The organism is Paracoccus salipaludis (assembly GCF_002287065.1).
Classification (GTDB): Bacteria; Pseudomonadota; Alphaproteobacteria; order Rhodobacterales; family Rhodobacteraceae; genus Paracoccus; species Paracoccus salipaludis.
In genome coordinates this window covers 72,100-95,304 of the sequence record NZ_NSJZ01000004.1, presented here as the reverse complement: position 1 = coordinate 95,304, position 23,205 = coordinate 72,100, and the positions used below count along the sequence as shown (strand labels likewise).

Annotated in this window: 14 protein-coding genes; 5 read left to right on the top strand and 9 right to left on the bottom strand. The window is 69.8% G+C overall.

The genetic code is table 11. From position 1 onward, the window contains the following. Positions 1-276: 276 nt before the first annotated feature. Positions 277-8,817: a GH36-type glycosyl hydrolase domain-containing protein gene (locus CK240_RS06830; protein ID WP_095639596.1), complete on the bottom strand. Its 8,541-nt coding sequence runs from the start codon at positions 8,815-8,817 to the stop codon at positions 277-279. Between the two features lie 165 nt (positions 8,818-8,982). Between CK240_RS06830 and CK240_RS06825 the strand changes: the two genes are divergently transcribed. Continuing rightward, entirely contained in the window at positions 8,983-10,650 is a 1,668-nt protein-coding gene (locus CK240_RS06825; RefSeq protein ID WP_095639595.1) for an alpha-D-glucose phosphate-specific phosphoglucomutase, read from the top strand. An 18-nt stretch (positions 10,651-10,668) separates the two neighbouring features. Here CK240_RS06825 and CK240_RS06820 read toward each other — a convergent pair whose 3' ends face one another. From CK240_RS06820 to CK240_RS06785, 8 genes are all read right to left on the bottom strand, one after another. Then, positions 10,669-11,679, bottom strand: a complete 1,011-nt coding sequence (locus CK240_RS06820) for a zinc-binding alcohol dehydrogenase family protein (protein WP_095639594.1) — start codon at positions 11,677-11,679, stop codon at positions 10,669-10,671. Then, positions 11,676-13,106, bottom strand: a complete 1,431-nt coding sequence (locus tag CK240_RS06815; protein ID WP_095639593.1) for a mannitol dehydrogenase family protein — start codon at positions 13,104-13,106, stop codon at positions 11,676-11,678. Before CK240_RS06815 ends, CK240_RS06820 begins: the two co-directional genes overlap by 4 nt. Further along, positions 13,103-14,161, bottom strand: coding sequence for an L-idonate 5-dehydrogenase (locus tag CK240_RS06810; RefSeq protein ID WP_420818613.1), 1,059 nt, complete (start codon positions 14,159-14,161; stop codon positions 13,103-13,105). Before CK240_RS06810 ends, CK240_RS06815 begins: the two co-directional genes overlap by 4 nt. After that, positions 14,158-15,564, bottom strand: a complete 1,407-nt coding sequence (locus CK240_RS06805; RefSeq protein WP_095639591.1) for a TRAP transporter large permease — start codon at positions 15,562-15,564, stop codon at positions 14,158-14,160. The genes CK240_RS06810 and CK240_RS06805 overlap by 4 nt, the downstream gene beginning before the upstream one ends. Positions 15,565-15,567: 3 nt before the next feature. Then, positions 15,568-16,143 carry a TRAP transporter small permease gene (locus tag CK240_RS06800; RefSeq protein WP_095639590.1) on the bottom strand — a complete coding sequence of 192 codons (576 nt, stop codon included), beginning with the start codon at positions 16,141-16,143 and terminating at the stop codon, positions 15,568-15,570. A 67-nt stretch (positions 16,144-16,210) separates the two neighbouring features. Then, the gene (locus tag CK240_RS06795; protein WP_095639589.1) at positions 16,211-17,185 is read right to left on the bottom strand and encodes a sialic acid TRAP transporter substrate-binding protein SiaP; all 975 of its coding nucleotides are present in this window, start codon (positions 17,183-17,185) and stop codon (positions 16,211-16,213) included. 64 nt (positions 17,186-17,249) lie between these two features. Then, positions 17,250-17,936 (bottom strand): FadR/GntR family transcriptional regulator, encoded by a 687-nt coding sequence (locus tag CK240_RS06790; RefSeq protein WP_095639588.1) that lies wholly within the window; start codon positions 17,934-17,936, stop codon positions 17,250-17,252. Positions 17,937-18,060: 124 nt separating this feature from the next. Further along, a complete protein-coding gene (locus CK240_RS06785) occupies positions 18,061-19,137 on the bottom strand; it encodes an Ldh family oxidoreductase (protein WP_095639587.1) in 1,077 nt (358 codons plus the stop codon). Positions 19,138-19,254: 117 nt separating this feature from the next. On the opposite strand from CK240_RS06785, the gene CK240_RS06780 reads away from it, so the two are divergent. The 4 genes from CK240_RS06780 to CK240_RS06765 all read left to right on the top strand — a co-directional run bounded on the left by CK240_RS06780 (position 19,255) and on the right by CK240_RS06765 (position 23,203). Next, positions 19,255-20,214: a GntR family transcriptional regulator gene (locus CK240_RS06780; RefSeq protein WP_167649982.1), complete on the top strand. Its 960-nt coding sequence runs from the start codon at positions 19,255-19,257 to the stop codon at positions 20,212-20,214. A gap of 123 nt (positions 20,215-20,337) precedes the next feature. Further along, positions 20,338-21,552 (top strand): NAD-dependent epimerase/dehydratase family protein, encoded by a 1,215-nt coding sequence (locus tag CK240_RS06775; RefSeq protein WP_095639585.1) that lies wholly within the window; start codon positions 20,338-20,340, stop codon positions 21,550-21,552. Between the two features lie 14 nt (positions 21,553-21,566). After that, the gene (locus CK240_RS06770) at positions 21,567-22,394 is read left to right on the top strand and encodes a glycosyltransferase (RefSeq protein ID WP_095639584.1); all 828 of its coding nucleotides are present in this window, start codon (positions 21,567-21,569) and stop codon (positions 22,392-22,394) included. After that, entirely contained in the window at positions 22,391-23,203 is an 813-nt protein-coding gene (locus CK240_RS06765; RefSeq protein WP_095639583.1) for an NAD-dependent epimerase/dehydratase family protein, read from the top strand. The genes CK240_RS06770 and CK240_RS06765 overlap by 4 nt, the downstream gene beginning before the upstream one ends. Positions 23,204-23,205: the final 2 nt, after the last annotated feature.

The window sequence follows — 23,205 nt, the reverse complement described above, 5'->3', positions numbered from 1 at the left end:
CCGCTTGTTGGTCAACCGCGGATGTGAACTGCGCCGAGTTTTGACCTTCGAATATTTCCATGCACCGTGTGGTGCCGATTTCCGACTTGGGGGATGCCTCATGTAGTCGAGGGCGCAGGTCCTTGATTGGCCGGCCGTCGAACCTGTGCTCCGGCGGCACCCTCGGGTCGGAAGATCGTCCTGTGGGCAGGACATCACCCGCCAAAGGGCCCCTCCGCCGCCTGCCATACCCCGGTTGGCCCCCGCGCCCCAGAAGGCCGCGGGGGCCTGCCGGCATCAGATGCGGGCCGGTCCCTCGATGAGGTCTGGCAGTGCGATGACGCCTCCTTCCGTGATCCGCTGTCCATCCAGGGTGACGCTTGTCTGACCGTCCTCGCGGCCCACCACGATCTCGTGCGTCACGCCGTTGCGGGACAACCGGACCGTGAAGCCGGGCCAGTCGTCGGGCAGACTGGGGTCGATCTCGATCCCGCCGGGGCGGCGGCGGATGCCCAGAAGCCCCTCGACCGCGGCGCGGTACATCCAGCCTGCCGAACCCGTGTACCAGGTCCAGCCGCCGCGCCCCATCTTGTCGCGCGCGGCATAAACATCTGCGGCGACCACATAGGGCTCGACCCGGTAGATCTCGGCCGAACGGGCGTCGAGCGCGTGGTTGACGGGATTGAGCGCGCTCAGCAGCCGATGGGCGCGGGTGCCATCGCCGTTCCGGGCCAGCGCGTAAACCATCCAGGCGGCGGCATGGGTGTACTGGCCGCCGTTCTCGCGCACGCCCGGCGGATAGGACTTGATGTAACCCGGCTCGGCCGGCGTGTTCTGGAAGGGCGGCGTGAACAGGCGAAGCAGCTGGCCGTCGCGGTCGAACAGTTGCGCCAGCGCCGCGTCCACGCCTTCGCGCGCCCGGTCGGCCCGGCCCGCACCCGAGATCATGGCCCAGCTTTGGGCGATGCTGTCGATGCGGCATTCGGGACTGCCCGCAGAGCCCAGGGGCGTGCCGTCGTCGAAATAGCCGCGCCGGTACCAGGCACCGTCCCAGCCGGCCATGTCCAGCGCCTGCGCCACGCGGTCGGCATGCGCTTCCCATGCGTCGGCGCGGGCGTGGTCGCCACGGGCGCGGGCCAGCGGAGCGAAGGCGGCGATGGTGTCGCAAAGGAACCAGCCCAGCCACACGCTTTCGCCGCGTCCTTCCTCGCCCACGCGGTTCATGCCGTCGTTCCAGTCGCCGCCGAGGATCAGGGGCAGGCCGCGCTCGCCCGTTCGGGCCATGGCCAAATCCAGCGCGCGGGCGCAATGCTCGTAGATCGGGGCCTGCTCCTCGGACGTCTGGGGCTGGAAGAAACTGTCGTGTTCGCCCGGTTCCAGCAGGGGGCCGGTGAGGAAGGGCACCGGCTCGTCCAGTATCGCGGTGTCGCCCGTGGCCGAGACGTACAGCGAGGTGATATGGCCCAGCCAGACCACGTCGTCCGAGATCATCGTCCGAACGCCCGCGCCCGTCCGCGGCAACCACCAGTGCTGGACGTCCCCTTCGGGGAACTGGCGCGAGGCCGCGTTCAGGATCTGGCGGCGGCAGAGGCCCGGGTCCTGCAGGATCAGGGCGCTGGTATCCTGCAACTGGTCGCGGAAACCGAAGGCGCCCGAAGCCTGGTAGAAGGCCGTTCGCGCGCGGATGCGGCAGGCCAGCGCCTGATAGGGAAGCCAGGTGTTCACCATCAGGTCCAGCGCCGGGTCGGGCGTCTGCACCTGCAATCGGCCCAGCACATCGTCCCAGCCGGCCCGGGCCGAGGACAGCGCGCGGCCGGCCGCGCCCGCAGTGGTTGCCGCGGCGATCACGCCCGCGATCTCGGGCTCGGGCGCATTGGCCAGGACCAGCGTGGTGGCGGTCTCCTCTCCCGGCTGCAGGACCATCGGCCAGCGGATGGCGAGACAAGGATCGCCCGCCGCTTCGGCCTGGGGCCAGGAGGCCAGCGCTGCCGGCTGCGACAGCGATCCGAGGCGGCCAAGGAAAGCCTGACGGTCGCCGCAATGCGCGTCCGGGGCACGGTCGCAGGCCAGCGCCGTGATGCGCTCGGCGTGATCGGTGGAAAACGGGTTGCGGGCCAGCGCCGCGTTCAGGCCCGGCTCGAAGCGGGTCTGGACCATCGGCGCGCTGCGGCTGCGGTCGGTGCCCAGCACCAGTTCCGCATAGGCGATGCCCTGCAGCTTCAGCACCCGCGCGGTGCGGTTCGTGACCGTCAGCCGCGTCAGGCGCGCGGGGACATCGGCGGCCAGCGTCATCACGGCCTCGAGCCGAACCCAGCCGTAGTCGGCGGTGAAGCGGGAATAGCCCAGCCCGTGGGCAATCTCGTGAACCGCGTCGGGATCCTCGGACAGCCCCAGGAAGGGCGTCGCGGTGCGGCCGGTGGCGGGGTCGTGGATCAGCAGCGCCTCGCCGGGGCGGTTCGTCACCGGATCGTTCGACCAGGGCGTGATCTGGTAGTCGCGCGAGTTCACCGCCCAGGTATAGGGCGCGCCCTCGGCCGAAACATGGAAGCCGAAGTCCTCGCGCGCGATGACGTTGATCCAGGGATGCGGCGTCTGGCGGTCGGGGGTGATCCGCAGGACGTATTCGCGCCCGTCCGGCGCAAAGCCGCCGTAGCCGTTCCAGAACAGCAGGGGCGAGCGGGATGGCTCAGCCGGGCGTGGACTGCCCTGCGCGATGACCGCCCGGCGCGCCTCGCGCCGGGGCGGGGCCGGGGCGACGTCGCGCAGACGGTCGATCTGTTCGGCCAGACGCCCGTTCCGGGTGTGCAGCATGATCCGCGCGGCCGAGACCAGCGTGTCGAAGCTGGCCTTGCTGATCTGGTCGCGCCGGACCGCGTGGACGTGGCGCGGCGTGTCGGGTCCCGCGGACTGGCGCGCCGTGTCCACCAAGGACTGGATCGCGTGCTGCAGGTCCTGCACATAGCTCGATGCGCGTTCGTTCAGGATCACCACGTCATGGGCGACGCCCCGGTGGCGCAGGAACTCGTGCATCCGCAGCGCCTCGCGGACGATGGGCAGGTCTGCCTCGTTGTCGATGCGCAGCAGAAGGATCGGGTCGTCGCCCGAGATGCCCATGGGCCACAGGTCGGATTGGGGGCCCAGTTCGGTCCGCCGCTTGGGGGTCGCCGCAAGCCGAAGGTCAGGCCAGACCAGCAGCGCGGCATAGGCGCGGAACAGCTTGGCCTGATCCAGGGTGACGTTCAGGTGGCGCAACTGGACCTGCGAATAGGTCCATGCCAGCCGCAGTTCATGTTCAAAGACCGACGGACGGGCGTAATGCGCGGCCATCCGGTCGCGGTCCTCGGCCGTGTCCGCGATCAGCGTCCAGAAGGTCAGCGAGACGGTCTTGCCCGCCGGCACCCGCACGCGGCGGCGGATCGCGAAGATCGGGTCCAGCGTGTGGCCCTGCGTCCCCGCCAGCGTGGCGCCCCGCTCGAAGGCGGCCGGGTTGCGGATGGAGCGGCCCCGCCCGATGAAGGCGCGCCGGTCGGTCTCGGCCTCGGCGCCCGGCGTGATGGCGCTTTCGGGGCCTGCGACCAGATGGGCCAGGTAGCTGGGGCGGCCCCTGGGATCGCGCGGCCGCCGCTCGGCCACGATCAGGGCGCCGTTGTCGAGGATCTCGGTCTGGACGAACATCTTCGAGAATGCCGGATGCGCCCGGTCCGAGGCCGGGCTGTCCAGCACGATCTCGCCATAGGAGGTGATCTCGATCGTCTTGTCGGACCCCGAGCGGTTGCGCAGCGTCAACCGGCGGCCGTCGGCATGGCCCTCGGTCGCGGCAATGACCTCGAGCCGGCTTTCGATCGCATTGGCGGTCTTGAGGAACTCGGCCTTGTGGTCGGCGAAGACGACGCTTGAGCGTTCGTCGGGACCCGAGCAGGGGGAATGGGTGGCCGACCACCATTCGCCCGACTGCATGTCGCGCAGGAAGACGAAGATGCCGCCGTCGTCCAGCGCGGGGTCCGGCGTCCAGCGGTTCAGTGCCCTGCCGCCCAGCATCGACCGCCCCGCCCCGGTCGAGGACAGGATCGTCGAGAAGGGGCCGTTGGACAGCAGCGCCAGTTCGCGCTCGGCCCGGCCGGGCTCGTCCACGGCGGTCAGGGTGTCGCCGTTGCCCGCCAGCGCGCCGCGGCCCAGCACGTTCCCCGGGGGGCGGCGCGTCACGGGCGTGATGTCGCGCGGCGATTTTTCCTGCAGCAGCAGTTCGGAGGCGCGCACCACCGGGTCCGCGTGGAAGCGTTCGCGGTGGATGCCGTCCATCACCGTGTTGGCGATGGCCATGATCGACATGCCGTGGTGGTGGGCCATGACGTTCCTGACCACGGAATGCGTCTTGCCTTCGCGCAGGCGCGAGGGCGCGAAGTCCACGGCGTCATAGAAGCCATAGGCGCCCTCGGCCCCCAGTTCCCGCAGCCGCGCGAGGTTGAGGGCGGCGTCATGCGGCCGGATCTGCGCGGCCAGGATCGAGGCATAGGGTGCGACCACATAATCGCCGTAAGCCCGCTTCAAGGCCAGCACCGGCACGCCGAAGGCGTAATACTGGTAGTTCATCTGCCGGTCGCGGGCGTTGAAGGCGCTTTCGGAAATGCCCCAGGGCAGGCCGTGCGAGCGGCCCCAGTCCATCTGCACCTGCACTGCCATCATGTTGGAATGGTTCAGGATGCCACCCTGCCGTTCTTTCAGCAGAAGCGGCGGCATCAGGTATTCGAACATGCAGCCCGACCAGGACAGCAGCGCCCCCTGGTGGCCGACGGTGGCAAAGGGGCGCCCCAGCCGTGTCCAGTGTTCCTTGCGGATGTCGCCCTTGGCGATCGCCAGGAAGCTGGTCAGCCGCGCTTCGGAGGCCAGCAGGTCATAGGAGCTTTCGTCAAGCTGGTCGTCCAGCGGGCGATAGCCGATGGACAGCAGCATCTTGTCGGTCTGGACGAACAGGCTAAAGTCCATGCCGAAGGCCAGCATCCGCGCGCGCTCGGCCAGCAGGCGGGTGCGCAGCATGAACAGTTCGATGGCCTCGCGCCCTTCGGGGGCGGGGGTCATGACACTGCGGGTGTCCTGTTCCAGAAGCCGCGCCCAGGCCAGCGCCTCGGCAGCCTCTCCCTGCGTCGCCGCGTCCAGTTCGGCCGCAAGACGCACGATCTCGGCCGCGCGGGTGATCAGCTGCGACGCGGCCAGCGGGTCCGACACGGGGCGCCCGCCCATCTGGTCCAGCACGTCCTGCATTCCCGCGATCGAGCCGTACAGCGCGCGGCGCAGGTCGCGCAGGCTGCGCCGGCCCTCGCCCAGGGCGTCCAGTTCCAGCCGCAGGTTGGCCAGCGCGTCGCCCAGTCCCGCGGTGCGGCGGCGGCGGACCGAGGGCGCGTCCTCGGCCCAGGCCCGCAGCCCCGCCGACAGCGCGATCAGCAGCCCCGCCAGGTTGCCGCTGTCCACCGCCGAGACATAGGGCGCGGGCAGCACGGCCAGGTTGCGGGTGTCGTACCAGTTGAAGAAATGGCCGCGGAATCGGGCCATCCGCTCCATCGACGAGATCGTGGCGTCGATCCGCGTCAGGGCGCCGTCCAGCCCGATCCAGCCGAAGTCATGGGCCGACATCACCGACATCAGGTAAAGCCCGATGTTGGTGGGCGAGGTGCGCTCGGCCAGCTTCGGTTCCGGGTCGGCCTGCCAGTTGTCGGGCGGCAGGTGGTTCGTCTCGGGGCCGACAAAGGTTTCGAAATAGCGCCAGGTGCGGCGGGCGATGCGGCGCAGCTCGGCCTCGTCCCCGGGCGACAGGAGCAGCCGGTCCTCGGTTTCCAGGGGCCGCGAGGCGCGGTCCATGATCCAGGGCGCGGCGATCCAGATGCCGCCGAAGATCAGCGCCACGGGCAGCGCGGTCGGGTTCAGGGCCGCGGTGCCGAGGATGCCTGCCCCTCCCAGCACGGGCGAGGCGATCATGCGCCGGTATTCGGACCTGACATCAGCGCCCGCCGAACGGCCCGCGTCGCGGGCGGTGGTCCATTCCAGCAGGTGCCTGCGGCTGACCGCCATCCGCCACAGCGACCGGCCGACCGCGTCCAGCGAGGCCACCGCCCGGTGCGCGGCCGTCGCAAGCCGCAGGCCCAGCTGGGTGATGTAGGTCGCCAGGTCGCGCCCCATGTGGCGCAGGTGATAGTCCCAGGAGACCCCGTAGCCGGGGCGGAACACCCGCATGTCGATCTGCAGCACCGGCACCAGCGCCACCAGCAGGATCAGCGCCCCCTGCCACAGGATGGCCTGGCCGCCGTCCAGCGTCAGCCAGCCCAGGATCGAGGCCGCGACCCAGGAGGGCGTGACCAGCGAGCGGCGGAGGTTGTCCACCATCTTGAACCGCGCGAGCCCGGACAGCCCGTTCCGGGGATCGAGGATCAGCGGCAGCAACTGCCAGTCGCCCCGCGTCCAGCGGTGCTGGCGGCTCGCCTCGGTGGCGTAGCGGATGGGGAAGTCCTCGACCACCTCGACATCCGTGACCAGCGCCGCGCGGGCAAGGCTGCCTTCCAGCAGGTCGTGCGACAGGATGGTGTTTTCCGTCAGCCGGCCTTCCAGCGCGCGCTCGAAGGCATCGACGTCATAGATGCCCTTGCCGGTGAAGCTGCCCTCGCCCGCGAGGTCCTGGTAAAGGTCCGAGACAGTGAAGACGTAAGGGTCAAGTCCCCGGTTGGCCGAGAAGATGCGCTGGAAGACCGAGGCCTCGGCCCCCGTCGTCAGCGAAGGCGTGACACGCGGCTGCATGATGCCGTAGCCGCGGATCACAACGCCGTCCTCGCGGTGGACGGGGCGGTTCACGGGATGCTGCATCTTGCCCACCAGCGCGCTGACCGTGTCGCGCGGCAGGCGGGTGTCGCTGTCCAGCGTCACGACATAGCGGATGCCCTCGGGCGGGGTCGGGCCGGTGGGCAGGAAGCTGGTGCCCTCGTGCCCGCGCAGAAGCTGGTTCAGTTCCGTCAGCTTGCCGCGCTTGCGCTCCCATCCCATCCAGACGCCTTCGGACGGGTTCCACTGGCGCTTGCGGTGCAGAAGAAAGAAGCGCCGGACGCCGCCATGGTCATAGCGTTCCGCCAGCGCGTCGATGCGGGCGCGGGCATGGGCCAGCAGGCGCTGGTCCTCGGGCAGGGTCTCGGTCGGGGCGTCCTTCCAGTCCGACAGCAGCGCGAAGAAGACGTCACCCAGGGGGTTCGCCAGATAGTGCGACTCCAGCATGTCGGCCAGTTCGTCGATCGCGTCGACCGAGGTGATCATGCCGGGGATGACGACCAGCGTCCGCGCCTCGGTGGGGACGCCGTCGCGGAAGTCATAGGCGGGCAGCCGCCGCGGGGGGACGATGCGGGCGGCCAGAAAGGCGATGGCCTGCATGGCCGTGTCCGAGGCGGGCAGCACCGCCAGCGCCAGCAGCAGCACCGCCTGCCAGCCCTGCATCCGGTCGGGCAGGACATTGCCAAGAAGCGCCACCAGCATCGCGGTAAGGGCCACGAGCGGCAGGGCCAGGTTCCACCAGCCGGCCGTCCGGGAAAGGGGGGCAAGGCGCTCGAACGGGCGGGGGCGATAGCCCGCCCCGATGCGGAAGGCCGCCCTGTCGTCGCCCACCAGCAGGTCGCCCACCGCGATGCGGGCGGGCTGGGTCTCGCCGCGCTGGATGGCCTCGGCGCGCGCATGGTCGATGGCGCGCTGGGCGACCTCGGTTTCCGTCAGGTCCGAGCGGCGGGCGATGCGCTCGATCTCGGTGCGGTAATCCGCGCGCGTGGCCTGGTCGAGGCGGTCGAACTCGGTCGCGCCGGCCAGCAGGGCATCGACGTGGCTGACGCCCTCGAACCAGTCGAGCCAGTCGATCTCGCCCATCCGGCGCAGGCTGCGGATGATGTTGCCAACGGTCACGTTGCCGCTGGACTGGCGCGCGTATTCGGCCTGCACGGCCTTTTCGGCGCCCTGCGCGCTGCCCAGGCGCCGTTCCAGCGCCGTCAGCGCGGCCTGCGCATCCGGCCCCCCGTCGCGCAGGCGGTAAAGAAGCTGGGCGGCCACGGTGTCGTTGGTGACCAGCGCGGCGTGGCGCTCGATCACGGCGGCGGCGGCGCGGCTGCCCTGGGCCTCGGTCAGCTCGTCGGCCAGGGCGTTGGCGAAGGCCCGCCGCTCGCGCGCAAGGACCACGCGGTCGGACAGGCGGCGCAGGTTTTCGACCAGCACATAGCGCAGGAAGGTGGGCACGGCCCACAGTTCGGCAATGTCCAGTGTCGCCACGGACTGATAGCCGCGCAGGAACTGGCTCAGCGCGTCGGCGGTGATTTCCGAATTGGTCAGCGCCACGAAATACCAGGCGATCACCAGCGCGCGCGGGGCCGTGCCGCCGCCCGACAGCGCCGTGGGGGGCAGGCGGTTCAGGAAGGCGGGGTTCAGCGCCTGCCGCAGCTGGCGCAGGTTTTCCTCGACCATGTGGTGGTTGTCGATCAGCCATTCGGCGGCGGGCGTGATCGTGTCGCCCCGTTCCTCGGCCGCGATCGTGTCCAGATAGTTGCGCCGGATGGCGGCCTGGTTGTCGATCAGCCGGGCGATGGCGCGCGCCGGCGCGTCGGCCAGCTCGGGCCGCAGGATCGAGGCCAGTTCCGCCCCCGCGTCCTGCAGCGAGCGGCCGGTCCAGATGTCCAGCCGGATCGGCAGGGGGATGTCACCCCAGGCGCGCGGCAGGCCGCGGCCGTTCGCTCGCGCGCCCCGGTCCCGCAGGCGCAGGGCCTGTTCAAGGCTGGTGGCGCCGCTGCGGCGGCGGCCACGCGCGATCCGGGGGCTTTCCTTCGTCATGTCCTGTCCCGATTGATTATGCCTGCGAGCATGGTGCGGCAGCGGGGAAAGCACAACCGCCGGGGCCTGGTTCCCGCCCGCCCGCGCCCCGCGGCCCCTGTCGCGCTCTGCGCAACTGCGCTATTGCATCTGTGTGAGCCTGAATGCCGCAAGGATTTGCACCCGATGACCGCGCTTTCCGACACCGACTTTCCCGTGACCCTCGACATCCGCACCGTACCGACCCGGCCGGTCGAGGGGCAGAAGCCCGGCACCTCGGGCCTGCGCAAGAAGACCCGCGTCTTCATGCAGCCGGGCTACCTGGAGAACTTCACCCAGTCGCTGTTCGACGCGATCGGCGGGATCGGGGGCAAGACCCTGGTGCTGGGGGGCGACGGGCGCTTCTTCAACGATCGCGCGATCCAGGTCATCATGCGCATGGCGGCGGCAAATGGCGCGGCCCGCGTGATCGTGGGGCAGGGAGGCATCCTGTCCACGCCCGCCGCGTCCAACCTGATCCGCATCCGCCATGCGGACGGCGGGATCATCCTGTCGGCCAGCCACAACCCGGGCGGCGAGGACGAGGACTTCGGCATGAAGTTCAACGGACCGAACGGCGGTCCCGCCCCCGAAAGCGTCACCGACGCGATCTTCGCGCGGACCGCCGAGATCACGGAATACCGCACCCTCGACACCCCGGACATCGATCTCTCGGCCTTGGGCGAGCGCCAGTTGGGCGGCATGACGGTCGAGGTGATCGACCCCGTGGCCGACTATGCCGCGCTGATGGAGCGGTTGTTCGACTTCGGCGCGATCCGCGACCTGTTCGCGTCCGGCTTTTCCATGCGCTTCGACTCCATGCACGCGGTGACGGGCCCTTACGCGCGCGAGATCATCGAGCGCCGCCTGGGCGCCGCCCCCGGCACGGTCGTCAACGCCGTGCCCCAGCCCGACTTCGGCGGCGGCCATCCCGATCCGAACCCGGTCTGGGCGAAGGATCTGGTCGACCTGATGATGGGGCCGGATGCCCCGGACTTCGCCGCCGCCTCGGACGGGGACGGGGACCGCAACATGATCCTGGGCCGCGGGATCTATGTCACGCCTTCGGACAGCCTCGCGGTGCTGGCGGCGAACGCGCATCTCGCGCCCGCCTATGCCAAGGGGATCAGCGGCATCGCAAGGTCGATGCCGACCAGCCGCGCCGCCGACCGGGTGGCCGAGGCGCTGGGCATCGAGATGCACGAGACGCCGACCGGCTGGAAGTTCTTCGGCAACCTGCTGGACGCGGGCCGCGTCACCATCTGCGGCGAGGAAAGCGCGGGCACCGGCTCGGACCACGTGCGCGAGAAGGACGGGCTCTGGGCGGTGCTGCTGTGGCTGAACATCCTTGCCGTCCGCCGGCAGTCGGTCGCGGACATCATGGCCGCGCATTGGGCCGAATACGGGCGCAACTACTACAGCCGCCACGACTATGAGGCGGTGGCCTCGGACCGCGCGAACGCCCTTGTGGACCGGCTGCGGGGGATGCTGGCGGCCCTGCCGGGGCAGGGTTTCGGCGGGCTGCGGGTGCAGGCGGCGGACGATTTCGCCTATCTCGACCCGGTGGACGGCTCGACCTCGGCGCGCCAGGGCATCCGCGTGATGTTCGAGGACGGAAGCCGCGTGGTCCTGCGCCTGTCGGGCACGGGAACCGAGGGCGCGACGCTGCGGGTCTATCTGGAACGCTATGCCGGGACGGACCAGCCGCATGACCTCGACCCGGAAACGGCGCTGGCCCCCGTGATCGCGGCGGCCGAGGAACTGGCGCTGATCCGCGAGCATACCGGCCGCGACCGGCCCGACGTCACGACCTGAAGCGAGGGGAGGCGATCCTCAGAGGTCGAGGATCGCCTTGATCACTCCCGCCTCGGGGCGCGACCATTCGGAAAACAGGTCCACCGCGTCGGCCAGTTGCCCGCGGTGGGTGTTCAGCGCCCGCGTCGGGATGCGGCCCGCCTGCATCTGGCGGACGACCTCGGCGAAGTCCTCGGGTTGGGCGTTCCGGCTGGCCAGCAGCGTGGCCTCGCGCTTGTGGAACTCGGGGTCCGAGAAGGTGAGGCTGTCGCGCACGACGCTCAGCAGGACATAGCGGGCGCCATGGGCGAGGAAGCCGAAGCCGCGCTCGATCGGGGCGGCGGCGCCGGTGGCGTCCACCACCACGTCGAACCAGTCGGACCCGGTCAGGCGGCGGGCGTTCTCCTCGGCATTTGCATCGGCCAGCAGGACGGCGTCCGCGCCCAGCCGGTCGCGGGCGAAGGCCAGCCGGTCCTCGCGGGTGTCCATAACCGTGACGTTCGCGCCGCGCGCCTTGGCGAACAGCAGCGCCGACATGCCGATGGGGCCGGCGCCGGTGACCAGCACCCGGTCGCGTGCGGTCACGCCTCCGCGCCGTATGCCGTGGGCGCCGATGGCCAGGAACTCGATCATCGCGGCGTCCTCGATCGGGATGTCGCCGGTGGGGATGACGTTCGCCTCGGGCACCGGGACCAGCTCGGCCATGCCGCCGTCGCAATGGACGCCAAGGACGCGGATGTTGCAGCAGGCGTTGGTCAGGCCGATCCGGCAGGCCTGGCAGGTGCCGCAGGACAGGTAGGGCACGATATAGACCGGATCGCCCGGCTTCAGCGCGCTGCCGGGCGGGGCCTCCTGGACCGTGCCGGACAGCTCGTGGCCCATGACGCGCGGGTATTCCAGGAAGGGGTGCTTGCCGCCGAAGATGTGGAAGTCGGTGCCGCAGATGCCGACATGGCGGATGCGGACCAGCACCTCGCCCTCTCCGCGCTCGGGATCAGGGCGTTCGGCCAGGGTCAGGCGTCCGGGTTCGTCGCAGACAAGGGCTTTCATTCCGTGGCTCCCGAGGGGCGGGCGGACGCCAGATCGGCGCGGATCGCGGCATCGACCTGGGCGCGCCAGGGGGCATTGGCGGCGAGGGCCTCGGGGAACAGCCCTTCGAGCCGGAAGAACGGCTCCGAAGGGCGGTCCTCGGGCATGGCGCGGACGGCGGCCATCAGTTCGTCCCGGCGGGGGTCGTCGGCGTCCCGACGATGCGCCAGCGCCGCGATCCAGGCGCCGGTGGCGCGGGCGAAGGCCGCCGCATCCCCGTCTGCGGCCAGGGCGTCGGCAGCGGGCGACAGGATGCGCTGCGGCAGCTTCTGGGTGGTGTCCATCGCGATCTGGACGGTGCGATGCGCGATCGCGGGATTGGCAAAGCGCGCCAGCAGGTCGTCGCGATACGCGTCAAGGTCGATGCCCGGCACCGGGTCCAGCGTCGCGGCCGCCGCCTGCATATGCGCACGGACCTGCGCGGCAAGCTCGGGCACGGCCATGACGTCGCGCACGAATTCCAGCCCGTGCAGGATGCCCAGATGGGCGATCAGCGTGTGGCTGCCGTTCAGCATCCGCAGCTTCATCTTCTCATAGGGCGCGACGTCGCGGGTGAAGACGGCGCCCGCCTTGTCCCAGGCGGGGCGGCCAAGGGGGAAGTTGTCCTCGATCACCCATTGCATGAAGGGTTCGGTGTCGATAGCCAGCGCGTCCCGGACACCCAGGGCGGCCGCGGCGCGGGCGCGGGTCTCGTCGGTCGCGGCGGGAACGATACGGTCCACCATGCTGCTGGGAAAGGCGACCTTGGCCTCGATCCAGTCGGCAAGCGCAGGGTCGCGGCGGCGGGCCATCTCGGTGACCAGCCGCCGCAGGACCTGCCCGTTCGCCGCCAGGTTGTCGCAGCAGAGGACCGTGAAGGGCGCGGTTCCGGCTGCGCGGCGGCGGGCCAGCCCCTCGACCAGCCAGCCGACCGGGCCTGCGGGGAACTGCGGCCCCGCCAGGTCGGCCGCGACCGCCGGATGCGTCATGTCCAGCCCCCCGGTCGCGGGGTCCAGCCCATAGGCCTTTTCCGTCACCGTCAGCGTGACGATGCGGATCGCGGGATCGGTCAGGCAGTCCAGCACCCGCTGCGGATCGCGGGCGGCGCAGATCCAGTCCACGGTCGCGCCGATCACGTCCACGCGGTCGCCGTCCGGTCCCCGCGTGGTGACGCTGTAAAGCCCGTCCTGCGCGGCGAGGTCGTCCACCGGGCTTGCCGAGCGCAGGTTGACCGCGACGATGCCCCAAGGGCCGAAGTCCTGTTCCAGCGCCGCCTGCGTGTAGACGGCCTGATGGGCGCGGTGAAAGGCGCCGAGGCCGAAGTGCAGGATACCGGGCCGCAGGGCCGCGCGGTCGAAGGCGGGACCCCGGACATCCTGGGGAAGGGAGGTGGCGGCAGCGAGTCTCATTGGGCGAAGCTCAGTTGGACCTTGCAGGCGAGGCTGCGGTCAGAGGCCAGGTCGAAGGCCTCGGCGGCACGTTCCAGCGGCAGGGAGTGGCTGATGATCGGGCGCACGTCGATGGCGCGGCTTCCGATCAGGCGCACCGCGTCCGCGAACTCGGCATGGAAGCGCTGCGATCCGCGCCAGGTGATCTCTTTCCCGACCAGCATGTTCAGGGGGATCGTGACGTCCCCAGTGACGCCGACCTGCACAAGCGTGCCGCGCGGACGAAGCGCGGCAAAGGCGTTGCGCAGCGCGGGACCGGCGGCCGAGCAGTCGAAGGCCACGTCCACCTGCCCCTTGCCCTCGGTCAGCGGCGCCAGCGCGTCCGGGTCGGCTGCGACGTTGATGGCCTGCGTGGCGCCCATCGCGCGCGCGCGCTCCAGCGCCGCGTCGGTCAGGTCGGTGACGGTGATGTCGGTGGCGCCCGCCTGGCGCGCGGCGGCCAGCACCAGAAGCCCGATGGGACCTGCGCCGGTGATCAGGACGCGCTTGCCCGCCACGTCGCCCGCCTGCGCCACGGCATGAAGGCAGACGGCCAGCGGCTCGGCGCAGGCGGCCTCGGCCGGAGTGGTGGTGTCGGGAAAGGCGTGGACCTGCGCGGCGGGCACCACCAGCAGGTCGCGGAACATCCCCTGTTCATGCGGCAGGCGCATGGCGCTGCCCATGAAGCGCATGGACAGGCAATGGATCGGCTGGCCCGCGCGGCAGTAGTCGCAGTCCCCGCAGGGCTGCGAGGGGCTGACCGCGACCAGCGTGCCGGGGGCGGGGCCGTCCACGCCGTCCCCCAGCGCCGCGACCCGGCCCGAGGCCTCGTGCCCCGAGATGATCGGCTCTCGCACCCGGACGGGGCCGAAGCCGCCGTCATGGTAGTAATGCAGGTCCGACCCGCAGATCCCGCCCGCGGCCATGCGCAGCAGGACCTGGCCGGGACCGGGGGCGGGAACCTCGTCTTCCTCGACCCGCAGGTCATGGGCGGCGTAAAGGCGGGCGACGCGGCTGCGCATGGGGGACTCGTTCATCGGATCAGGCCAAGCTGGGTCGGCAGCCACAGGGTGATCGCCGGGATGAAGGTGATCAGCAGCAGCGCCACGAACAGCGGGATCATCCAGGGCAGGATCGCCAGCGCCGTGCGTTCGACCGACATCTTCGCGATCCGTGACAGCACGAACAGCACCATCCCCACCGGCGGCGTCAGCAGCCCGATCATCAGGTTCAGCGTCAGGATAATCCCCAGATGCACCGGATCGATGCCATAGCGCGCGGCCACCGGCATCAGGATCGGCACCAGGATCGAGATCGCGGCGATGGTGTCGAGGAAGGCCCCCACGACCAGCAGCAGGATGTTGACCACGATCAGGAAGGTCCACCAGTTGTCCGTCAGCCCGAACATGAAGTCGGAAAACAGCTGCGCCGCCTGGCTGACCGTCAGCAGCCAGGCGAAGATCGAGGCGGCGGTGACGATGAACAGGACCGCGGCCGTCGTCTCGATGGTGTCGAAGGACGCCTTGGCCAGCGTGCGGAAGGTCATGGTGCGATAGCGCACGAGCCCGAGGAACAGCGACCACAGGACGGCGGCGACGGCGGCCTCGGTCGGCGTGAACCAGCCCATCGTCATGCCGCCGATCAGCAGCACCGGCGCCATCAGCGCCATGACGGCGTGCCAGTCGAAATACCAGTCCAGCGCGATCAGCACGCCCAGCGCCAGGAACACGGCGATGTTGACCGACAGCCCCGCCTGGATCAGCAGCCAGACCGACAGGGGAAAGCAGAGGACGATGATGACCTCGAGGAAGGCGCCCGCCAGTTCCCGAAAGTCGAAGGGCGTGTCCGAGCCCCAGCCGTAGCGGCGGGCGAAGATCCAGACCGTCAGCATCATCAGCGAGGTCATCACGATGCCCGGGATGATGCCCGCCATGAACAGCGCCCCGATCGAGGCGTTGGCCATCATCCCGTAGATCACGAAGGGCAGGGAGGGCGGAAAGATCGGCCCCAGCGTGGCCGAGGCGGCGGTGACGCCGACGGCGGCCTCGACCGGGTAGCCGTGGTCCTTCATCGCCTTGATCTCGATGGTGCCGATGCCGGCCGCGTCGGCCAGCGCGGTCCCCGACATCCCCGAGAAGATGACCGAGCCGATGATGTTGACCTGCGCGAGGCCGCCCTTCATCCAGCCGACAAGCGACAAGGCGAAGTGGTAGATGCGCCCCGTCACCCCCGCGATGTTCATCAGGTTGCCCGCCAGGATGAAGAAGGGCACGGCGATCAGCGGAAAGCTTTCCACGCCCGCGATCATCCGCTGGGCCGCGATGATGTCGGGGGCCACGTCGTAGATGCCGAGGTAAAGCAGCGAGGCCACCGCCATCGCCACCGCGACGGGCGCGCCGATCACCAGCAGCAGCAGAAAGGAACCGATCAGCAGCAGCATGGGTCAGACTCCGGTGGGGCCAAGGTCTTCGGCCTGCTCGCGCACGGTGCGGCGGCCGCGAAGATCGCGGAGGAAGTTCTGCAGCGCGCGCAGCGTCATCAGGACGAAGCCCGCGAACACGGAATAGAAGACGACGCCGCGCGGCAGGTCCACCGTCACCATCCGCTCGGACCCGACGACGCCGATATAGCGCCACAGAAGCCAGGACATGTAGGCGAAGAAGGCGATGGCGATCAGGTCCACGACCACCTGCAGCACGCGGCCCGTGCGGCGGCTGAGGAAGCGGTAAAGCAGGTCCACCGCGATGTGGCGTCCCAGCCGCACGCACATGGCCGCGCCCACGAAGACGATCACGACCAGCAGGTTCGCCGCGATCTCCTCGGTCCAGGCGAGGCTGTTGTTCAGGGCGTAGCGGGTGAAGAACTGCAGGAAGACGCAGAGCGCCATGCCCCAGAACAGCGCAAGCACCAGCCAGTCCTCGACGGCGTAGATGGACAGGTCCACGTCATGGACCTCGCTGTCCTCGAAGGCATGCGCCATCTCTTCCACGCTGATCGGCGTGGCGGGGTCGTGGGTCATCGGCCGCAACCTTGGTCAGGGGGGAAGGGACCCGGCGCCGGGCAGAAGCGGCGCCGGGCGCCGGAGCTTACTTCAGCGCCTTGATCGCGTCGTAGTCGGCCTGTTCGTAGCCGAAGTCCGACAGCGCCACCTTTTCCTGCACGGTGCGCTGGAAATCGGCGCGGTCCGGCTCGGTCACGGTCAGCCCGCGGCCGCGGAAGTCCTCGACCAGGGCCGCCTCGCGTTCCTCGACGATGCGGGTGCCCCGCTCGGCGGCTTCCAGCATGACCTCGGTGAAGATCTGCTTGTCCTGGTCCGACAGCTGCGACCAGACGTTCTTCGACACGATGGTGTTCAGTGCATCGACGATGTGGCCCGTCAGCGAGATGTGAGACTGCACCTCGTAGAACTTCTTGGCGTCGATGGCGGTCAAGGGGTTCTCCTGCGCCTCGACCGTGCCGTTCTGCAGCGCCAGGTAGACCTCGGCGAAGGCGATGGGCGTGGTGTTGGCGCCGCAGGCCCGCGGCATGGCCAGATAGGCGGGCACGTCCGGCACGCGCATCTTCAGCCCCTGCAGGTCGGCGCAGGCCTTGATATCCTTGTTCGCCGTCGTGTGGCGGGTGCCGTAATAGGTCATGGCGGTGATGTGGTTGCCGGTGGCTTCCTCGTAGCCTTGCGCCAGCCGCTTGAAGACGTCGCTTTTCGCATAGGCCAGCAGGTGCGAGGGGTCGCGGAAGATGTAGGGATAATAGCTGATCCCGATCGGGGAATAGTCGCGTGCCGCGAAGCTTGCCCCCGAGATGATGATGTCCACGGTCCCGAGCTTGAGCCCTTGGTTCAGGTCGGTTTCCTTGCCCAGCTGCGAGGCCGGGAAGACGTCGATCTTGTAGCGCCCCTCGGTGCGCTTGCCGATCTCCTCGGCGGCCCAGACGGATTCAGTGTGGAACGGCTCGGATGCCTCGTAGACATGGGCCCATTTCAACGTGGTCTGGGCGTGCGCGGCCACCGTGCCGGCCATGATGAGGGCGGCCGCACCCAGCCACCCGCGGATCGTGAACGTCATGCTTTTCCTCCCGTTTGCATGCCATCGTCGTTGGCCCCGGCCGCGTGCGGCAGGGGCAAGGCGGTCATGCGGCGTCGGCCGCGAAGGCGCCGCAGAAGCGGCGCTGGGATTCGGTCAGGTGATGGCGCATCGCCTCGCGCGCGGCGCCTGCGTCCCCGGCCGCGATGGCGTCCCGGATCGCGCCGTGTTCCGCCAGCGCCAGCCGCCAGGTGCCCGGTCCCTCGAAATGGGCGGCCAGGCGGCTGAAGAAGGGCGACAGGCGCAGCCGGTAGATGTCGGCCGTCATGTCGGCCAGCAGGCCGTTGCCCGTCCCCATCGCCACCGCGATGTGAAACGCGCCGTCCAGGTCCAGCGAGCGGGCCGGGTCCCCCATCGCCTCGGCCATCCGGGCAAGGATGCGGTCCATCGCCGCCACGGCCGCCGGGTCGCAGCGGCGCGCGGCTTCCTCGGCGATGGCGCTTTCCACGATGGCGCGGGCCTGCAGCACCTCGAAGGGGCTTTCGCCCTCGATTGCCGCCGCACGGGCAGGGGCGCCGACGTAGATGCCCGACCCCATGCGGATGTCCAGCCGCCCCTCGACCTCGAGCGCGATCAGCGCCTCGCGCAGCGAAGGACGCGAGACCCCGAAGCGTTCCGCCAGCTCGCGTTCGGCCGGCAGGCGATCGCCGGGCGCAAGCCCGTTTTCGGCCACCAGCTCCAGGATCTGGTCGGCGATCACGCGGTAAGGCCGGCGCGGCTTGTCGCCCTGCAAGGCTGTCCCCTCCCTTTCTCTGCTCCCGGGCCGCGCTCCTCTCGCGGATGCCGGGGCAAGTGGTCAGACCACTTCAGTCATTAGCCGCCGTCAGGCCGAATCGGTCAAGCGATTTCTTCGCCCCTCAGCCGTGGGTCGCAGCCGGCATGGGCAGGCCGAAACGCGCGGCGATCTGGGCAAAGGCGGATTCGGTCGCGGGGTCCAGCGCCACGCCGGCCTGCCGCCGTTCGGCCGCGACCTGCCATTCGCGGTCTCCCGGTGCCATGACGCGGCTGCCCGCAAGGGCGCGCGAGCTGCGCAGCATGTCCAGATAGCGGCGCATTCCCGCGTCGAAGGTGCCCCGGTCCAGGAATGCGTCGGGGTTCAGCGCCAGCACGAAGGCGCCCAGTTGGCGCGGCGTGCTGAAATCCGGCCCGTCCATCGACGCGATGTCGAAGCTGAGCTTCATGCCCGTCAGCACCGCGCCCAGGATCTCGGCCACGCCCGCCAGCGCCGCGCCCTTGAAGCCGAACTCGCCCCCCAGGGGCGCCAGCATCTCGGCCTGCATGGCGTCGCGCGTGTCCTGACCGGCCGCGTCCGAGGCGACGCCCCCCGGCAGCTCGATCCCCAGGCTGCGATACAGCAGCACGCGGTTATAGGGGATGGCGCTGGTCGCCATGTCCAGAAGCCACGGGTCCTCGCCCGCGACGGGGACGCCCACGGCGATGGGGTTCGTGCCGTGGATGCGCGCGGCCCCGTCATGCAGCCGCACGAGGCTGTCCGAGTTGCAGAAGGCCATCCCGATGACCCCCTGCCGCGCCGCCGCCAGCGCATAGGCCCCCGCCGGGCCGAAATGCGAGCTGTTGCGGACCGCGACCGCGCCCACGCCGAACTGCCGCGCCAGCGCGATGGCCCGGTCCATGCCGTGGAAGGCCCCGACCGCGCCCTGGGCATGGTCCGCGTCGATCACCTCGACCGCGCCGAAGCCGCCGGTCTTGCGCACCTGCGGGGTGCGGTTCAGCCGCCCCCCTTCCAGCGCGCGCAGGTAATGCGGCAGCAGGCGGACGCCGTGGCTGTCCACGCCCAGTTCGGTCGCGTGCATCATGCCGCGCGTCGCCGCGTCGGCCGTCCGTTCATCCGCGCCGACGGCCAGAAAGGCCTGTCGGCAGAAGCGGTCCAGTTCGGCCAGGGACAGCAGGGGGCGCGGCGTTTCGTCGGACATGAGGGGATCCATGCTGGTTCTCTGCATACACTGTTCACGACGTCACGCTCGCTGGCAATGGCCCGGGCGTGCTATCGCGCAAAAGGCCCCCTTTGGCGCAGGATGACGGAGAGTGCCTTGCCCGGACCATCGCCCAGCCCCACGCATCTGTGGCAGGCCGCCGCCGAGGCGCTGGCCGACGAAATCGCGCGCGGCGCCCTGCCTGCGGGCGCGCGGCTCGGCCCCTCGGAGGTCGCCCGGCGCTTCGGCATCAGCCGCACACCCGCGCGCAGGGCGCTGGACCGGTTGCGCGAAGCCGGGCTGATGGACGGCGAGGCGGTCGCCCCCGTGGCAGGCCAGGCCCCCGGCTCCCGGTTCTCTGTGCCCCGCCAGCTGACCGTCCCCTCGGGGTGGGAGCGGCTTTATCCCGTCATCGAGCTTGCGATCATGTCCCGCACGCCCCTGGGCGGGTGGCGGGTCAACGAGGCGGAACTGGCCCGCCACCATGGCGTCAGCCGCACCGTCGCGCGCGAGGTGGCGGCGCGGCTGCACCAGCGCGGCATCCTGCGCAAGGACGGCTCGGGCCGCTGGGTCGCGCCGGCCCTGACGCCCGACTACACCGACGAGCTTTACGAACTGCGCTGGGTGCTTGAGCCGGTGGCGCTGGAAAAGGCCGCGCCACGCCTGCCGCCGGGCTATCTCGCCGGGCTGAGGGCCGACCTTCAGGCGGCGATGGACGAAGGCGCGCTGCATGACAGCGCCGTCCTGGACCGGCTGGAACAGCAGCTGCATGTCGACCTGCTGTCCCATTGCGCCAATGCCGCGCTGATGCAGGCGATGAACCTCGCGCAGTCGCTGCTGGTGGCGCATCACGTCCTTTACCGCTGGACGCTGGACCTGTTCGGGACCGAGCCCTTCCTGGCCGAGCATCTCGAGGTCGTCTCGAGGCTGGACGCGGGCGACATCGCGGGGGCCAGGGACGCGCTTGTGGCGCATCTGCGCATCTCGCGCCGGCGGGCCATGCTGCGGGTCGAGGCGGTCCGTGACCTGATCCAGCCCGAGCCCTTGCCCTATCTCGTCCGGCTGGAACCCGCCTGAGCCGGACGCGCGGACAGGGCCGGGGCTTCACGAAGCCGTCATCTGTCGCCATATGTTCATTCGACAGCGGCCTGCCGCCGGGGTAATCGGCGCGCGACGCAGATGGACAGAAGGAAATGGATCATGCGGATCGCGGTTCTCGGCGGTGACGGTTTCGTGGGCTGGCCCACCTCGCTGCACCTGTCCAACCTGGGCCACGAGGTCCATATCGTGGACAACCTGTCGCGCCGCTGGATCGACACGGAACTGGGCGTGCAGTCGCTGACGCCGATGGATTCGATCCAGGAACGCTGCCGCATCTGGAAACAGGAAAGCGGCAACACGATTCACTTCCACCTGCTGAACCTTGCCAAGGAATACGAGCGGCTGAAGCAGTGGCTGCTGGACCACAAGCCCGACGCGGTGATCCATTTCGCCGAGCAGCGCGCCGCGCCCTATTCGATGAAGACCGACCGCCACAAGGTTTATACCGTCGACAACAACGTCAACGCCACGCACAACCTGCTGGCGGCGCTGGTGGAAACCGGCATCGACGCGCATCTGGTCCACCTAGGGACGATGGGGGTCTACGGCTATTCCTCGGTCGGTGCGCCGATCCCGGAAGGCTACCTGGACGTCGAGATCGACACGCCATCGGGGAAGAAGGGGCAGCAGATCCTGTATCCGACGCGGCCCGGCTCGGTTTATCACATGACCAAGAGCCTCGATCAGATCCTGTTCCAGTTCTACGCCCAGAACGACGGGCTCAGGATCACCGACCTGCACCAGGGGATCGTCTGGGGCACCCACACCGACCAGACCCGCCGACACGAGCAGCTGATCAACCGCTTCGACTATGACGGCGACTATGGCACGGTGCTGAACCGCTTCCTGATCCAGGCGGCGATCGGCTATCCGCTGACGGTCCACGGCACCGGCGGCCAGACCCGCGCCTTTATCCACATCCAGGACTGCGTCCGCTGCATCGAGCTGGCGCTGTCGGATGCGCCCAAGACGGGCGAGCGGGTCAAGATCTTCAACCAGATGACCGAAACGCACCGCGTCCGCGACCTGGCCCATCTGGTCGCGCGCATGACCGGGGCCGAGGTGCGGATGCTGCCGAACCCGCGCAAGGAAGCGGACGAGAACGACCTGATTGTGAAGAACGACCAGTTCCTGTCGCTGGGCCTGAACCCGATCACCCTGCAGGAAGGCCTGCTGGCCGAGGTCGTGGACGTGGCGAAGAAATACGCCCACCGCATCGACCGCTCGCGCGTGCCCGCCGTGTCGGCTTGGACCAAGGACATCGCCAAGCGCGTCGATCACGACCCCGAGGGCAAGAAGCTGAAGGCCGTCTGAGAGGGGGCCGTCCGATGCAGGGACTGACGCCGGACCGCCCCGCGCGGTCCGACCGCGCCTTTGTCACGCTGGTGACGAACGCCGACTATGCGCTGGGCGCGAAGGCGCTGGTGCGGTCCATCGTGCTGTCCGGCACGAAGGCCGACATCTGCGTCCTGCACACCGACGTGGATAAGGCCGAGCTTGCGCCGCTGACGGCCTTGGGCGCCCGGCTGGTCCGCTGCGAGCTGCTGCCGACCTCTCCCGAGTTCAACGCCACCCATGCCAAGGACGCGCTGCACGGGCGCGCGGCCTTCACCAAGGGCGGGAAGCCGCCGTTTCACACCCCACTCGACAACTTCGCCAAGCTGCGGCTGTGGCAACTGGATTATAAGCGCGTGGTCTTCATCGACGCCGACGCGCTGGTCCTGCAGAACGTGGACAAGCTGTTCGACTATCCGCAGTTCTGCGCCGCGCCGAATGTCTATGAAAGCCTCGCGGACTTCCACCGCATGAACTCGGGCGTCTTCACGGCGCGGCCCGATCCGGCGACCTTCGAGGACATGCTGGCCAAGCTGGACGTGCCGGGCGTCTTCTGGCGGCGGACGGACCAGACCTTCCTGGAACATTACTTTCCCGACTGGCACGGCCTGCCGGTGTTCATGAACATGCTGCAATACGTCTGGTTCGCCATGCCCGAACTGTGGCGCTGGCAGGACGTGAAGATCCTGCATTTCCAGTACGAGAAGCCGTGGCAGGACCACGCCAAGGCCGACCGCGTGCGCCCGCTGATCGACCTGTGGCGCGCCTATGCGGGCGACGGGCCGGTGCCGGATCCGCGCAGCCTGCCCGATCCCGCATGAGGATCGCCCTTACCGGAGCAAGCGGGCTGGTCGGGCGCTTTCTCCTGCGCGCCTTCCGGGCCGAAGGCCATCAGGTCGAGACGCTGCCCGGCTGGCGGTTGGGCCAGCCCGCGCCGCTGGACGGCTGCGAGGCGCTGGTCCACGCAGGTTTCGCCCATGTGCCCGGCAAGTATCGCGGCGGCGAGGGGGACGACCCCCAGCGCTTCGTGGCGCTGAACCGCGACGGCTCGCTGCGGCTGTTCGAGGAAGCGAAGGCGCAGGGCGTGGGGCAGGTGGTCTTCCTGTCCTCGCGCGCGGTCCATGACGCGCGGCCCGCGGGAACGCCGCTGCCGGACGGCACGCCGGTCGCGCCCCAGAGCCTTTATGGCCGGGTGAAGGCCGAGGCCGAGGCTGGGCTTGCCGCGCTGGACGGCGCGGGCTTCCGCACGGCCAGCATCCGCGCGACGGGCGTCTATGGTCCCGGCACGGGCCACAAGTGGGAAGGGCTTTTCGCAGATTACCTCGCGGGGCGCCCCGTCGCGCCGCGCAAGGCCACGGAACTGCACGGCGACGACCTTTCCGCCGCGATCCTGCTGATTCTGGCGCGGGGCGCGCACGGCGCCTTCAACGCCTCGGATCTCCTGCTCGACCGCCACGACCTTCTGGCCGAGGTGCAGCGGCTGACCGGCTGCCCGCATCCGTTGCCGCCCCGTGCCGACGGCCCGGTGTCCGTGATGAGTTGCGAGCGCCTGACGGCCCTTGGCTGGCGTCCCGGCGGCTGGGAAAAGCTGCGGGACAGCCTTCCCGCCATGCTGGCCGGTATTTCCTGAAC

Coding starts and splice junctions, on each gene's coding strand:
- CK240_RS06830 (WP_095639596.1), bottom strand. CDS start 8,817: ATGACGAAGGAAAGCCCCCGGATCGCGCGTGGCCGCCGCCGCAGCGGC.
- CK240_RS06825 (WP_095639595.1), top strand. CDS start 8,983: ATGACCGCGCTTTCCGACACCGACTTTCCCGTGACCCTCGACATCCGC.
- CK240_RS06820 (WP_095639594.1), bottom strand. CDS start 11,679: ATGAAAGCCCTTGTCTGCGACGAACCCGGACGCCTGACCCTGGCCGAA.
- CK240_RS06815 (WP_095639593.1), bottom strand. CDS start 13,106: ATGAGACTCGCTGCCGCCACCTCCCTTCCCCAGGATGTCCGGGGTCCC.
- CK240_RS06810 (WP_420818613.1), bottom strand. CDS start 14,161: ATGAACGAGTCCCCCATGCGCAGCCGCGTCGCCCGCCTTTACGCCGCC.
- CK240_RS06805 (WP_095639591.1), bottom strand. CDS start 15,564: ATGCTGCTGCTGATCGGTTCCTTTCTGCTGCTGCTGGTGATCGGCGCG.
- CK240_RS06800 (WP_095639590.1), bottom strand. CDS start 16,143: ATGACCCACGACCCCGCCACGCCGATCAGCGTGGAAGAGATGGCGCAT.
- CK240_RS06795 (WP_095639589.1), bottom strand. CDS start 17,185: ATGACGTTCACGATCCGCGGGTGGCTGGGTGCGGCCGCCCTCATCATG.
- CK240_RS06785 (WP_095639587.1), bottom strand. CDS start 19,137: ATGTCCGACGAAACGCCGCGCCCCCTGCTGTCCCTGGCCGAACTGGAC.
- CK240_RS06775 (WP_095639585.1), top strand. CDS start 20,338: ATGCGGATCGCGGTTCTCGGCGGTGACGGTTTCGTGGGCTGGCCCACC.
- CK240_RS06770 (WP_095639584.1), top strand. CDS start 21,567: ATGCAGGGACTGACGCCGGACCGCCCCGCGCGGTCCGACCGCGCCTTT.
- CK240_RS06765 (WP_095639583.1), top strand. CDS start 22,391: ATGAGGATCGCCCTTACCGGAGCAAGCGGGCTGGTCGGGCGCTTTCTC.